Origin of the sequence: Clostridium sp., assembly GCF_021372645.1 — a bacterium.
Lineage (GTDB): Bacteria > Bacillota > Clostridia > Clostridiales > Clostridiaceae > Clostridium.
In genome coordinates this window covers 70,002-84,496 of sequence record NZ_JAJFUC010000015.1, presented here as the reverse complement: position 1 = coordinate 84,496, position 14,495 = coordinate 70,002, and the positions used below count along the sequence as shown (strand labels likewise).

The 14,495-nt window shown below is 26.4% G+C and carries 16 protein-coding genes and 1 tRNA gene; all 17 read left to right on the top strand.

Annotated features, from left to right (window positions below; translation table 11 throughout):
• Positions 1-68 precede the first annotated feature (68 nt).
• Positions 69-395, top strand: coding sequence for a hypothetical protein (locus LLF98_RS02270; protein ID WP_291700430.1), 327 nt, complete (start codon positions 69-71; stop codon positions 393-395).
• Positions 382-651: a hypothetical protein gene (locus LLF98_RS02265; protein ID WP_291700428.1), complete on the top strand. Its 270-nt coding sequence runs from the start codon at positions 382-384 to the stop codon at positions 649-651. The genes LLF98_RS02270 and LLF98_RS02265 overlap by 14 nt, the downstream gene beginning before the upstream one ends.
• A 20-nt stretch (positions 652-671) precedes the next feature.
• Positions 672-887, top strand: coding sequence for a hypothetical protein (locus tag LLF98_RS02260; RefSeq protein WP_291700426.1), 216 nt, complete (start codon positions 672-674; stop codon positions 885-887).
• Positions 888-899: 12 nt separating this feature from the next.
• On the top strand, positions 900-2,837 hold the full coding sequence (locus LLF98_RS02255) for a hypothetical protein (protein WP_291700423.1): 1,938 nt from the start codon (positions 900-902) through the stop codon (positions 2,835-2,837).
• Between the two features lie 163 nt (positions 2,838-3,000).
• Entirely contained in the window at positions 3,001-3,687 is a 687-nt protein-coding gene (locus tag LLF98_RS02250; RefSeq protein WP_291700422.1) for a GIY-YIG nuclease family protein, read from the top strand.
• 283 nt (positions 3,688-3,970) lie between these two features.
• Positions 3,971-4,558, top strand: a complete 588-nt coding sequence (locus tag LLF98_RS02245; RefSeq protein WP_291700420.1) for a hypothetical protein — start codon at positions 3,971-3,973, stop codon at positions 4,556-4,558.
• Between the two features lie 10 nt (positions 4,559-4,568).
• Positions 4,569-5,420, top strand: a complete 852-nt coding sequence (locus LLF98_RS02240; protein WP_291700418.1) for a hypothetical protein — start codon at positions 4,569-4,571, stop codon at positions 5,418-5,420.
• Positions 5,421-5,737: 317 nt separating this feature from the next.
• Complete coding sequence (locus LLF98_RS02235) at positions 5,738-6,958, top strand: PhoH family protein (RefSeq protein WP_291700416.1); 1,221 nt, start codon at positions 5,738-5,740, stop codon at positions 6,956-6,958.
• A gap of 39 nt (positions 6,959-6,997) precedes the next feature.
• On the top strand, positions 6,998-7,273 hold the full coding sequence (locus LLF98_RS02230) for an HU family DNA-binding protein (RefSeq protein ID WP_291700414.1): 276 nt from the start codon (positions 6,998-7,000) through the stop codon (positions 7,271-7,273).
• A gap of 119 nt (positions 7,274-7,392) precedes the next feature.
• Positions 7,393-7,779, top strand: coding sequence for a hypothetical protein (locus LLF98_RS02225; RefSeq protein WP_291700413.1), 387 nt, complete (start codon positions 7,393-7,395; stop codon positions 7,777-7,779).
• Between the two features lie 241 nt (positions 7,780-8,020).
• Positions 8,021-8,096 (top strand) — tRNA-Thr (locus tag LLF98_RS02220).
• Between the two features lie 35 nt (positions 8,097-8,131).
• Positions 8,132-9,325, top strand: coding sequence for a hypothetical protein (locus tag LLF98_RS02215; protein WP_291700411.1), 1,194 nt, complete (start codon positions 8,132-8,134; stop codon positions 9,323-9,325).
• A gap of 37 nt (positions 9,326-9,362) precedes the next feature.
• Entirely contained in the window at positions 9,363-9,653 is a 291-nt protein-coding gene (locus LLF98_RS02210) for a hypothetical protein (RefSeq protein WP_291700409.1), read from the top strand.
• Positions 9,654-9,702: 49 nt separating this feature from the next.
• Positions 9,703-10,254 carry a hypothetical protein gene (locus LLF98_RS02205; RefSeq protein WP_291700407.1) on the top strand — a complete coding sequence of 184 codons (552 nt, stop codon included), beginning with the start codon at positions 9,703-9,705 and terminating at the stop codon, positions 10,252-10,254.
• A gap of 222 nt (positions 10,255-10,476) precedes the next feature.
• A complete protein-coding gene (locus LLF98_RS02200) occupies positions 10,477-11,520 on the top strand; it encodes a hypothetical protein (protein WP_291700405.1) in 1,044 nt (347 codons plus the stop codon).
• A gap of 41 nt (positions 11,521-11,561) precedes the next feature.
• Positions 11,562-12,617 carry a hypothetical protein gene (locus tag LLF98_RS02195; RefSeq protein WP_291700403.1) on the top strand — a complete coding sequence of 352 codons (1,056 nt, stop codon included), beginning with the start codon at positions 11,562-11,564 and terminating at the stop codon, positions 12,615-12,617.
• Positions 12,607-14,469, top strand: coding sequence for a hypothetical protein (locus LLF98_RS02190; RefSeq protein ID WP_291700401.1), 1,863 nt, complete (start codon positions 12,607-12,609; stop codon positions 14,467-14,469). Before LLF98_RS02195 ends, LLF98_RS02190 begins: the two co-directional genes overlap by 11 nt.
• The last annotated feature ends 26 nt before the right edge of the window (positions 14,470-14,495 follow it).

Sequence of the window (14,495 nt, the reverse complement as noted above, 5' to 3'; positions counted from 1 at the left end):
TTTTTATGGGATTAACCACAAATTTTAACAACCAAAAATTAAAAGATAATTAAGGAGGATTTATTTATATGGAATTTTTCGGAAAACTTGATATGAATGATGATGGTGAATTTATAATACATACCGAAGCCGGTACAACTAATATAAGCAAAATATTAAATGATATTTTCGATTCACAATTGAGACCGTTGGTTTATGTTAGAGTTGCAAAATGCGGTAATTTATTGTTTGAAGAAGATGGACGATTAACAATCGCTATGGATGAACAGAGAGTGGAGTCCTTCTATATTTGTGGACTTAATCTGAGCAAATTATTGTTTTATGAAACGAATGAAGTGTTAGAAATTACTGTTAGAAAAGAAAGGAAAACTAAGGGTTTATATGGTAAAAGTTAATGAAAATGATGTAAAAAGTTATGAAAATCGTGAAATTATTAAAAATATTGATAATAATGATAATAATTATAATGGTAATATAAATACATATGGTAAACAGAAAGTTATATTGTATAAATTCTGCCAAAAGTGCGGAAAGGATTTTGAAGAACCATCCGAAGATATGTTTTGCTCATGGGAATGTAAAAAGGATTATTATGCTGAATTAAGAAGTGATATGGATGATTGTTTTAGAGAGTGGATCGGGAGAGATTAAAAGAAAGGAGATATTTTATCATGATGATGCGACCTCGGAATTACAGTGTATTAAATAGATCAATAGCAAGAGGACTTACATATGCATTAAGAGATAATAATAGAAAGAAATATACATCTAATAAAAATACGCATTTAAACTCAAAACAAAATATTAATCCAGTTACAAATACAATCGCAAATATAGTAGTTGGTATTATTGCATTTTGGTTTTTAGTTTTTATACTATCTATTTAAGGAGTTTTTTATTTGGCAATAAAATTATATGATATTTTTAAAATAAATATTTCCCATATCATAAATGCTGATTTTGATTTACATATTCAAAAAGAAGACGAATATCAATATTTAATTAGGCAACAGGAATCCCCTCTTTTTGATCAGATTAAATTAACTAGAGGTTATGATACAGATAAAATAAATGAACTTATTTTTGTGCAAGCCAAACATAATAAAAAACGCAAACCACAATTAGAAAAATTATTAAGAGATGGTTTTAAATATAATGATATTCATTATCTTAGATTCGGTAAATCAAACTCACAAGCAAAAGATGGAATTACAGTTTTTATTGATAAAGATTTTTATAAAGAAATGATGGAACGTAGTCAATTAGGGATTAATATTGACAAATGTATAATATCAAAATATGAAAGTTATCGTTGTCTCATTTTTAGTGCTTGCCAATTGGTTACAGAAGAAAAATTACCTAATATTGTTTTGGTAGATGAATATACAAAGATTCTGCCAGACCAATATGTGCGTTATGCTATTAAAAAAGATATAGAATATATTGATAAGAATACTAATGAAAAAAAAATATATAAAAATCAAAGAGTAATTGAAGAAGGTTTACATGATGTAAAATTATCTCCTTTTGATGGATTTGGTTGTCACACTAAAGAAATAAGTGAATTATTTTCAAAGTATTGTGATGTAAATCATATACCTATTGCTTACCAAATTAGATTACCGTTTCTGAAAGGCATGAGTATTCAAGCACCTATAAAGGAGTTTTATCAAGATATAGGTGTAACTGAAATAACAGATATATTCAATAAAACTCATAAGGTTGAAGATATTGATTGTATTTGGAATGTTAGTATGTGGAAAGCATATGATATTTTTAAAAACAAATTTGGTGATAATGCCTGGAAAGAATATTTAAAAAGAATAGGTGATTATCAATATAAAATTGGTATTAGTAAATATAGTCACCATGTAAATGATATAAATATATATTCAAGAATGAATTTCCAATATCTTCAATGTTTAGATTTATATAATCATAAATATATTCAGCAGTATAAAGATAAACATAATAAATATAATATTCTTAATGAAAATAATTCAGGGAAAATAATTGAAATTGCCAAATATTCTACTGATTTAATTGAGAAAATTATTAAAGGAGATAAATTTTATACTTTAAAATTTCTAGGTATTAATAATACTCAAAAAGATTCTATTAATGGTAAATATGCTAAAGCAATTTTAATTAATGATGATATGCTACAAGACCCTTGTATTAAAAATATGCTAAGACGAAAACTTGAAAAAACTATTACTCAAATGAAATATGGCAAGATTTATACAAAAGGATTTTATCATACAGTAATTGGAGATATAATTGGATATCTAGAATATTGTGCTGGAAAAGAAGTTATAGGATGTTTGGATTCAGGAGAGTTTTATTGTGATACTATCCCACTAGGGGAATGTTTATCTTTTAGAAGCCCTTTAGTTGATCCTTCTGAAGTGAATAAAATTAATATTGTACATAATAATTTAACTAAAAAATATTTATCATTTTTTAAAGATCAAGATATTTGTATGATAAATATGTATGATTTGACAATGCCACAGCAAGGAGGTTGTGATGCTGACGGTGATAGTTTTTATTTGTGTTACGACCCATTGATTGTATCTTCTAAAATTAATAAACCAATAGTTGTAGACATTGATGATAAAAAATCATCTAATGCGGTTAAATATAATCAGGAAAATATTATTAATTATGAATGTAATAGTAGAGATAATAGAATTGGTGAAATTACTAATGTGGCAACTAGTATTTTAAATCAACATACTGAAGATGAATATTGGCAAAAAGTTAATGCAGATAAAGTTAGTTTATTAAGGTTATATCAGGGTAAATGTATTGCCCCTCTATATAGTAATATATAGAGAAAAATCGGTGAACCTAGAAATCTAGGGTGTTAATTCAGCGTTTAGTGTCCCATAGGAAATGATGGGTAATGAATTAGCTAACGGGGAAAATCTAAGTTATTTATATTATATAATTGATTAAATAAATAGAAAAGAATTATACAAGGAAGGAGGATAAAATATGGATGATTTTGGTATTTATATGATTAAAAATCTTATAAATAATAAAGTTTATATTGGAAAAACAGAAGAAAGATTTTATGATAGAATGATTCATCATAGATGTTTATTAAGAAATGGCACTCATAATAATAAACATTTACAAAGGTCTTTTAATAAATATGGTGAACAAAATTTTAAATTTGAAATTTTACATATATGTAATAGAAATGATAATATTAACGAATTAGAAAAACATTATATTTCTTTATATGATGCTTATAACAATGGATATAATCAAACACTTGGTGGAGAAGGAACATTAGGGCATAAACTTTCTGAGGAAGCAAAAAAGACTATTGGAGAAAAGAATCGTATTAATATGATAGGTAAAAAATTTTCTAAAGAAACAAAAAATAAAATGTCTGAATCTCATAAGGGATATATAAAAACAGAAGAACATAGACAGAATTTGAGTAAATCATTAACTGGTAAGACTATTTCAGAAGAAACTAAAAATAAATGTAGAGTTGCTAATCAAGGTTCTAAACAACCAACTTCAAAATATACCGAGGAATTAATTTATGAAGTAAAATTAAAACTTAAAAATGGATATACTGCTCAACAAATTGAAGATGAATATAATATTCCAAAATCATATGCTTATCAATTAAAATATAATAATCGTTGGAAACATGTTGTAGTATAAATTAATGTTATTAATATAATATAAATAATATGATAATCCCGTGCTAAGACTTTTATTTAAAAGTAAAGTGTAACGACCATTCCGTAAGGAAGTAGGTTTAAGGTGAAACTCCTTATTCCGAAGTGCCGATTGCCCTTAGTGGGTAATGATATGGTCTACTCCCCTAATAAATATCGGGAAACCGAGGGTATAAAGGAAAGAAATTGATTTTATCAAAGTTGGTTATAGATGGGTACTGACTAAGAATTTACGTAAACATTTAAAAAGATTGCCATATTTTCTTTTGTATAATTATCCTAAAAAATTAAATGTCTATAATAAAATACGCAGGATCAATAAAGAAAATAATAATGAAGATAGAATCCCATATAATGCTTATCGTTCCCCTTCTCCGCTTAATGAATTATGTGATTATATTTGTTATTGGGAAAAACATAATATTGTTTGGGATAAAAAAGTTATAAATAATGGGCATTTATTAGTTAATAGAGATTTAGATTTATCTAATAAACACATTATTAAAAAAATAAAATATATTTATGATCAATTTAAATTTGATTTAAAGAACTTGTTAGATGAGAAAAAAGAGGATGATAATAAAGAATTTGATATATTGTTTGATAAATACAAAAACAAGTTAAATGAAATTAATTTAGATCGAGAATTGTTAGCAAATTATTGTATCAAAGTAGCATATAGGTCTATTAGTGAGGATAAAGTTTTATGTTGGTCATTATTTAGTGATATTATGTTAAAAAATCTAAAGAATAATTCACCTGATAAAAAACAATGTAAGATTGAAGAAGTTCAGGAAGTAGATAATGATACATATGAATTTTTAGGTAAATATTATAAATTAATTGAAATATAGGAGGATATATTTGTTTTTAAACCAAATACTTGAAGAATATAAAGAATCAGATGATAAAGATATTGTTTTGAATAGGTTTTTAGATACTTTATGGAATAGTAAATTTTCATTACATAAATATAAAAAGTATTACAAATATGAGATTAATGAACAGTTATTAGATAACAGAATAGATTTGATTGATTTATTTAATAAATATAAATGTATTGAATTTACTGTTTGTAGGAGTTTTTATAAAAATCAAAAGTTAAAACCTATTGATTATATTAGAGTACATATAAATAATATGTATGGATATTTAGTAGATAAAGATGTTTATTATGATAAAAATTATTATAATTTTTTATTGAAACCAAAAAAAGAATATTTCAAAATTACTAAGATTATGAAAACTGATGGAAATTTAGATAATGTTGATTATCAGGAAGTTAAAAATAACATTGAGCAAGCATTAAAAGAAGCAGAGATTTTAAAAGAACAAAGTATTAGTAAGAAATATAATATCAAATTTGACCAATATAAAAAGTTAATAAATACATATATAAAGAAAATATTTGATAACTATATTCCTATAGAAGAATATGAGAAAAAATATGGTTGGGATGCAAATGTGATAGTTGATGGATGGTCAGAAGACAATTATATTATAAAATATTTTTGTAAGAGTCTAACTGGATATATGCGAAATTATATTAGAGATTTACAACCAAAAGAAATCAAAAAGAAAAATTGTATTGTATGCGGTGTTGAAATAGTTGGGGGCAATAGGAAGAAATATTGTCATTCTTGTTTGGATAAAAGAAAGAAAGAACTTAAAAAACAAACAAATAAAAGATATTATAATAAAATTAAGACATCTTAGAATGGTATTTATCAGTATGGATTAAATTAGTAATATAATATTTTTATAGCGTTCAGGTCGATAATGCTATCCCCTACTGAAATTAATAAAATAATCTTTAAAGGAGAAATATTTTACTTTTGAAACCAATAACAAAAACTGAATTCTTATGGTTAATATCTAACAACTATATTAAACAAAGAAGTGGACGATTAATAGATGTAATCGTGACGAATGGAAAGAGTAAGCGGAAAAACAGGTACGTAACTGATCAGTGTTTCGAGAAATTGAAGCTAATGACAACAGTAACATAAACAATTATAGATTGGTGTGAATATATGAAACATTTTTTCATAGATACAAATGTATTAATGTCTCATTCAATAGAATTATTTAGTGAGGATAACACCATTTATATTTGTGATGTGGTTTTATCTGAACTAGATAAGCATAAAACATCTTCAGACCCAAATAAACAATTTCAAGCAAGACAAGCGCATAGATTAATTAAACAAAACAAAGATAAAATTAAGTATTGTATTAAGAATGGTGATTTTAAATTACCTGATTCTTTTGGGTTAGATAGTAATGATAATAGAATAATTAGTATATATGGAGATTTATATAACCAAGATAGTAATTTGATTTGTCTTAGTAACGATTTAAATTTTCAATACAAGTGTGAATGCTTGGGGTTGCCAATTGAGGAGTTTGGGCAAGATGAGAATTTTGAGAAATATACTGGCATTCGAGAATTATCATTAACGAAAGAAGAATGTACTAATTTAATTGAAAATCCAGATTTTTATAATCTTCATCCTAATGAATATGTGATTATTAATAATATAACATCCAATGAACAGAAGTTATTTGTTTGGAATAACAGGTATCTTGAAGAAGTAAAGATAAAACCAATTACTAATAAATATGTGAATAAGATAACACCTCTAGATATTTATCAAAAAGCATTTATACATATGCTTCAAAATGATGATGTAAAAATTAAAATTACAGATTCAACTTGGGGAGCAGGGAAAAGTTTTCTTATGATACATTGGGCATTGCAAATGCTTGATAAAGAAAAAGTAAATAAATTATATTTTGTTAAAAGTGATTCCCCACCTAAAGGTAGAAAAGAATTTCCTGCAATCCCTGGTGATGTAGTAGATAAGTGCGAACCACTTTTAGGTGTTTTGTGTGATACCACTTCAGAAGACAATCTTACTGATATCTTACTTAGAAATAATAAACTTGAAATACTACCTATTCAATTTGCAAAAGGCAGGTCACTTCGTAAATCAATTTTATATATTAATGAGTGTCAGGACTTTATTCCTTCTGAAATGGAAAGATTATTATCAAGAATCGGAGAAGATACTATTGCTTTGTTAGATGGTTCTACTGCTCAAATTGATAATAAATATTGTTTAAATAGAAACGGATTAACTGTTGCTAGTGATAATTTTAAAGATAAAATAAATTCTGCACAGGTAAATATGATAGAAGATTATAGAAGTGAAATTAGTAAAATGGTAAGTCAAATGGATTGGTTTGATTAAATAATAAATAAAAATTAAGAATAAAAGGAGAATAATTTTATGAATAAAACACAATTTATTGAGGAATACACGAAGGTAGCAAACAAAACCAAGAAAGAATCAGGTATTGAAGTAGATACCTTTCTTAAAACCTTGCAACAGGCACTTATAACAGATGGTAAGGTTCAGTTTATGGATAATTGGAGTGTAGAAGTAGTACCTACTCTTGCACGCATGGGACACAATCCCGCCACGGGTGAAGAGATTAGAATTCCAGAAGGAAAGAAAATACGGTTTAAACCATCGAAGACTTTGAAGAAATTGGTTAATGGATAATTTTTAATTATTTTATTAATATAATTTTATAGTTTTTTACTTTTTATTTTGGATAATTGCTCTATTTGGGCATTATCAATATATTAATTTTAAACTAAATTTTTAAGGAGGAATTTTTTATGACTAGAATTTTTGATGATGTTTTTGATGAATTTTTTACTTTGGGATTTGGTAAACCTAAAAGAATTGTTTTTAACTCAAGAGTTAAAGACCTATTACCCTCTTACTGGCAAAAGAAAGATGATAAAACTTATCTTTGCACAGTAAAAACATTAGGTATTAATCCTGAAGATGTAATTGTAGAAACTACTGATTATGGTATTAAGGTTAGTGGTTCTTCAGTAATAAATGATTTTACGTATGATACTGATATTGAATTACCAATAGCCGAAAGTATTATGAATGAAGTTGAAAAAATTAAAGTAGTAAGTAAAAATGGATTAACTTTTATTACTTTGATATTAGATAAACCTGAAAAGAAAAAAGTTTTGATTGAGAAAGAATAAATATATTCCTCTTGTGGCGATTAAACTGATTTGTCCTTAAATGGACTCTGTAGCATCGAAATTATATGGAGATGAGCGTTCTCAATGAAGTATAAGAGTAGATGCAATATTAATTTGTTGGGAGTTGACTTTAGTAGCAACTACCCTTACCTATTATGGAGAGTCCCTGCCTTAGTGGGAAACTTTAAAGAGTGGGATTTGACTTACTTTAAGTAGGCAGATACCCACTTTTTAAATTTATGCTGGATTAACTCAACTGGCAGAGTGTCTGTTTTGTACTCAGAATGTTGTGGGTTCAAGTCCTACATCCAGCTCCATAATTAACCTTTAAATAAAATAAAGGAGATAAAGGATGGAATATTTAAGGAAAGATAATGAAAATTTTCTTGATTATTGTGATCGTCTTATAGAAGCAAAAGAAAATAATATTATTGATATTGATAAATCTGAAATATGGGATTTATTATTTAATGAAAAATTATCTTCAGAAGAATCTAGGAAACGTATTTATGGTGTAAGAAAAATTATATCTAAACTTAAAGAAGAAGGATATGAAAATATTACTGAAGATGACGTTTTAAAAGATTTGAATAATAAACGAATTGAATTTGAAAAAGAAAAAATAAAGTTTCAAGACCAAAGAAGAGAGTATTTTAATCTTCTAAGAGAAAGTGCTAGATTAGACCATATTAAAGAACACATAGAAAAAGTTGCTTTAGATGTTTCTAAACAAAAACCTTTAGAATGGGAACCAATTTATAAGTTTGGTAATTATAAAGAAGGCATACTCTTGATTTCAGACTTTCACTTTGGTTTAGAAATTGAGAATTTTTTAAATACATATAACAAAGAAGAATTTTTAAAGAGAATTAATAGATTGACTATGAAAACTATAGAATATGGTAAATTTCATGGTATTAAAACACTTCATGTTGTAAATCTCAATGATCTTGTATCAGGATTAATTCACGTTACCGTTAGAATTGCAAATACTGAAGATGTGATTGAACAAACTCAATTTATTTCAGAGATTTTAGCAGAAGTATTATGTAAATTTGCAAATGAATTTGAAGAAGTTAATTTCTATAGTGTTTTAGATAATCACAGTAGAGTTACACCTAATAAAAAAGAAGCAATAGATAATGAATCTTTTGCTCGTTTTATTCCTTGGTATTTAAAACCTAGATTAAAAGATATACCTAATATTTCTATTATTGAAAATGAATTAGATAGTAGTATTGGGGTTGTTGATGTTTGTGGATATACTTGTTTTATGGTACACGGTCATCAAGACAGTGTAAAAAGTGCTACATCTGATTTGGCAATGATGGTTAAACAATTCCCTGATTATGTTTTTTTAAGTCATTATCATCATAGTCAAGAAGATGAAATACATAGTTGTGAAGTTATCGTAAATTCTAGCTTGTGCGGGACAGATGAGTACGCAAAACGGTTAAGAAAAACCAGCAAGCCAGCACAAAAGTTTATGGTTTTTAATAAAGAAGAAGGAAGAGAATGTACATATTCTATTCGTCTAGATAGATAATATAAATTTAATTTGGAAGGTTAAAAACGGTACTTATATGACCTTAATTAATATATTATTAGGCATATTTATAGGATTATTTTTTGGATTGCTCTGTGAGAAGTATATCTTCCCTGCTCTGGACATGGTTTTAGAAGTATTTACTGCTAAACAGAGTGAAAAAATTGTATTTCACAATGCTAATATCCAGGCTACCAATTGTCAACTCTTAAAAGATTATCCTGAATTGAGTGATCAACATATAAGAGAACAAATTAACGCAATTGGTTTTGAATATAATGCTCCTGAAGATGAGGAGTATTGTGATGAAGATTATGAAGATGAATAATAATTTTATTTAAATTATAAAAATAAAAGGATTAAAGGAGATTAATATTTTGAAGTTAACAGTTAATAACTATTTCGATAATCAAGATGGTAGCCATATTGCCACTAAGTTTTATATAGATGGCAATGAGTGCGGTTTTGATGAATATGCAGAGATGTTGGATAGTTTGAATAATTTTCAGGATGAATGTGATGAAGAAATTAATGATGAAAATTATTGTAAATGTGAAGAAGAACGAGATGAAGATATAAACGAACAATGTGATTGCCCGATTTGTACACTTGAACGGTATGTTGATGAATTAGTAGATATTACTGGTGGTTGTCCAGGGTGTATTAGGGAATGTTTGATTGAGTTTATGAATGAGATTGTTAATCATATTGTAGTTGAAAGTGAAGAAAAACATAATTTATCATTACAAGATTTAGATAATGAACTTAATAAATATGAAAAAGCAATTGATTATAAACTTAATACACTAGATTGTGCACCTAATATAACTATTAATATAAATACTGAGAATTTATCAAAAGAAGGTTTAAATAATCTATTAAAAAGTATAAATGAACAGATTAAATCAATGGGTGCTAAATATCAATAGAATTATAGTTTTATAATGATTTTTTATAATATAAATATAAGTTTTTATGAATTATAAGACACTTGGTTGGTTAATAATCAGGTGTTTTTTGTATCCATAAAAATATTGTGGATAAAGAAGAGAGGTTTTTAGGGTCGCTCCCTATCTCTGCACACCTCTCTTCTTTTTGTTTTGTGGTTATTTGTGTAGAGAGATAAAAAGTGTAGAAAGAGGTAATGAAATATGATTATAGGAAATGCAATACCTTGGAGTGAAGAAGATTTAAATATTATTAGAGAGAAGGGCAAAGATTTAGAAATTGATGAGATTATAAATTTATTATCAGTTAAAAGAACTCATAAAGCAGTACAACATAAATTAAGTAAGTTTGGGATACATAGAAAAAAGAAAGTTATAAAAAATTACGATGAAATTAAACACAAATATATTGATGATGTTCAATATAAATTATGTAAACAATGTGAAAGATATCTACCTTGTAGTGAAGATTATTTTCCTACGGATATTAAAGGAACTATTGATGGATTGAGAAATGTTTGTAGAGAGTGTAAAGGGGAATTATTTAGAATAAACTCACCTATTAAACCTTGGACAGATGAAGAAATAAATTTGATGATAATCAATTATCCTTATTATTCAAATTTAGAGATAATTGAATTATTTTTAAATGATAGAAACGTATCATCTTTAGAACATAAGGCTAAAGAGTTAGGATTATATAAAACTTTAGAAACTAAAAATAGAATAAATAAAGATGCAGGTAAATTAATATCAATAAGGAAAAAGGAAGAAAATAAATGGATTGGTTCGGATAATCCTTTTTATAATAGTCAAAGATTTGGAGAATTAAATCCTAATTATAAAGGTGGCATTAGTGTTTTATCTTTAGAAATTAGAAGAAATATAAAACAGTGGAAATTTGATAGTATGAAAAATTCCAATTATAAATGTTTTTTTACAGGTGAAAGATTTGATGTTATTCATCATTTATATAGTCTTGATAATATTATACAAGATGCATTAAGTGAAACTAAATTACCCTTATATGATAGTATTGGTTGGTATACTCAAGAAGAATTACAAACAATTATAGATAAGTGTTTAGAATTACATTATAGATATCCATTAGGTATTTGTATGCAAAATAAATATCATGTAAAATTTCATTTGGAATTTGGTTACGGTAACAATACACCTGAACAATTTTATGAATTTATAGATAACTATAACAAAGGTAAGTATAAAGATTTAAAAGAAGTTGGTTAAATACTAACTTCTTTTTATTTGGATTAAAGGAGAGTGGTGGTATGCCTAAACTTGGGCGAAAACCTCAAGAAAAGAAGAAACCATTAGTGGCAGAAATATATTGCCCAAATTGTGAAACCACTAAAAAAGCAACTGATTTCTATGCTAGTGCAAGTGTTTATCATGCTAATACTGGCAGAGTCCAATTTTGTAAAGATTGTTGCATTTTACTATCTTGTGATGAAGATAATAATTTTAATATAAATAAATTTACAGAATTGCTTCAAAAGATTGACAAACCATTTTTAAAAGATGTTTTGCAGTATGCATATGATGAAAGCAATAAAGAAGGTAAATATCAAAAAGCAAATCCAATACAACTATACTTCAAAAACATTAACAGTCTTAAACAATATAAAAATTTTACATGGAAAGACTCTGTTTTTAATTATGAAGAAAATAAAATTGGTAAAATAAATTTTAATCAAAATAATACTGATGGTAATAAAGTAGGTTATGTAGATATAGCCGATGATTTTACAGTTACTAGAGATATGATTATTAAATGGGGGAATGGGTTCGAGCCAGAACAATATATGATGCTGGAAGATTTATATCAAAACCTATTTAATAGTTATGATATTGATAATAGATCGCAAGAAGAATATCTAAAAACAGCCTGTTTATATCAATTAAGAAATATTGAAGCAATAAGAGAAGGAAATGCTCAAGAAGCAAGTAAATGGGGTGGATTATTTGATAATTACATGGCTTCTGGTAAGTTAAAACCTAGTCAATTATCTGAATCAGATAAAATGGGTGGAGTAACTAATTTTGCAACATTTTTTCAGTATATTGAAAAGAGTAATGATTTTATTCCTACTTTTCCTGATTTAATTATAGATGATATTGATTATGCTATTTTTATGTTTATTAATTACAATAGAACATTATTAGGATTACCAGAAATATCTTTAGGTGAAGTTAAAAATTTTATGACATATGATTATCAAAAAGGGCAGGAAATTGTATTTACCCCATATATAGAACAAATTGCAGATGAAGAAATGAATGAAGATATAATTGATGAAGATATTGGTGATATAGATGGCGTTTAATAATCATACTTTTCAAACTGATAATAAAAAATATACTAAAAATAGATATAATACAAATAATCCAGAATTTAATAGTTTTTATAATAAAGACAAATCACAAGCAGATAAATTAAATAAACTAAAAGCGAATCAAGATAAATTTATGCTTTGGGCAAGTTTTTTCTTAAAATATCCAGATTATTTCATTGATATGATTACTCCAGCAGATAGTCATTTTGAATTATATCCTTATCAAAGAATTATGCTTAGAGTGTTTTTTAGATACCAATATGTATTTGATACATTAACTAGAGGTGCGAGTAAATCATTTGTTGAGATATTAGCAAACTTTTTATTAGATATTATGAAACCTGGATTAAAAAATAGTGTTACCGCAGCAGGTTCAAAACAACAAGGTAGAGATATTGCTAATGAAAAGTTTAATGAAATTAAATCTTTATTTCCTGCTTTAGAAAAAGAAATAATGAGTCTAAGTATAGGTAAAGACTATCTTGATTTAAAAACATATAGTAATTCTGAATTAAACATTGTTGGATGTCACAACACCTCTCGTGGTGGAAGAAAACACCTAGGCACAATTGAAGAAGCATTTGATATTGATGTTACAACTATGAATGAGGTTATACTGCCTTTATTTAATGTTAAAAGAAGGACATGTACAGGGTATGAGAATCCAGTAGAATTTGATGAACAGGTTTGGTATGTTACTACCGCTGGATTCTATGATACAGATATTTGTAGAAAGCAAATTGAGTTTTTAAAAAATATGTGTAAGACTCCTAGATATACAGGTAATGGTACATATTTTGTTTTAGGATCAAGTTATGAATTGCCTTTATATCATGGATTGTTAAAACAATCTAAAATTGATTCTATTAAGAAAGACCCTTCTTTTTCTCAAATATCTTTTGATAGAGAATATAGAAGTATTTGGATAAAATTTTCTGAGAAATCGTTCTTTAAATTAGATGTTATTAATTCTTGTAGAACTATTAAGTATTGTGAATTAGAAGCGGATTTTAAAAATCATAAAGATGATTTTTATATACTTTCCTATGATGTTAGTAGAATGGGTGGTAGTGCTAATGATGCTAGTATAGCAATGATTGTTAGATGTACTCCTAAAAAAGATGGTACTTTTTATAAGAATGTTGTTGCTATTTATGCTTATGAAGATTCAAATAAGAATAATACAAGTATTAATAGTATAATGCATTTTAAAAATCAAGCCATTGAAATTAAAAGATTGGTCGATAAGTATCAAGTAAAGGCTGTCCTGTTGGATGCAGGGGGTGTGGGGCAGGGACTGACCGATTTTTTAACTGATACAATTGAAGATGAAGAATATGGTAAAACATATAAACCTTATAGTGTTGTTTCAGTAAATGGAGATGAATCAAAAGGAGAAAAGACTGAGGGTGCTTTACCTATTTTACACTTGATGAAAGTGGTAACTTCTGAATTATATAATGATATTCATAATACTACATTAGGGCATTTACAAACAAAATCAGTAAGATTATTAACTACACCAATGGAAGCAGAAAATAATTTAGAAATTAAATATGGGAAGAAACTTACTCCTGAAATTAAAAGTGATTTATTGGTTCAGTATTATCAAAGTGATTTTCTTATTCAAGAGATGATGCAGTTAGAAATTGATATGAAAGGCAATAATGTTGGATTAAAAACAATGACTAAATCTCAGAGAAAAGACCGTTATTCAAGTTTTTCTCAAGCAATTTGGTGGGTTGCTAGATATTATGAAGTTAAAAACAAAAAGAAAACCAATAGTAATATCAATATTCAAGATATATTTCAATTTAAAAAACCTCAGATACATAAAAGATAAAAAGTAAAATATAAATATTATATATT

Excerpts from the sequence above, each read along its gene's own strand:
- LLF98_RS02270 (WP_291700430.1), top strand. The coding sequence starts at position 69 with ATGGAATTTTTCGGAAAACTTGATATGAATGATGATGGTGAATTTATA.
- LLF98_RS02265 (WP_291700428.1), top strand. The coding sequence starts at position 382 with ATGGTAAAAGTTAATGAAAATGATGTAAAAAGTTATGAAAATCGTGAA.
- LLF98_RS02260 (WP_291700426.1), top strand. The coding sequence starts at position 672 with ATGATGATGCGACCTCGGAATTACAGTGTATTAAATAGATCAATAGCA.
- LLF98_RS02250 (WP_291700422.1), top strand. The coding sequence starts at position 3,001 with ATGGATGATTTTGGTATTTATATGATTAAAAATCTTATAAATAATAAA.
- LLF98_RS02235 (WP_291700416.1), top strand. The coding sequence starts at position 5,738 with ATGAAACATTTTTTCATAGATACAAATGTATTAATGTCTCATTCAATA.
- LLF98_RS02230 (WP_291700414.1), top strand. The coding sequence starts at position 6,998 with ATGAATAAAACACAATTTATTGAGGAATACACGAAGGTAGCAAACAAA.
- LLF98_RS02225 (WP_291700413.1), top strand. The coding sequence starts at position 7,393 with ATGACTAGAATTTTTGATGATGTTTTTGATGAATTTTTTACTTTGGGA.
- LLF98_RS02215 (WP_291700411.1), top strand. The coding sequence starts at position 8,132 with ATGGAATATTTAAGGAAAGATAATGAAAATTTTCTTGATTATTGTGAT.
- LLF98_RS02210 (WP_291700409.1), top strand. The coding sequence starts at position 9,363 with ATGACCTTAATTAATATATTATTAGGCATATTTATAGGATTATTTTTT.
- LLF98_RS02200 (WP_291700405.1), top strand. The coding sequence starts at position 10,477 with ATGATTATAGGAAATGCAATACCTTGGAGTGAAGAAGATTTAAATATT.
- LLF98_RS02195 (WP_291700403.1), top strand. The coding sequence starts at position 11,562 with ATGCCTAAACTTGGGCGAAAACCTCAAGAAAAGAAGAAACCATTAGTG.
- LLF98_RS02190 (WP_291700401.1), top strand. The coding sequence starts at position 12,607 with ATGGCGTTTAATAATCATACTTTTCAAACTGATAATAAAAAATATACT.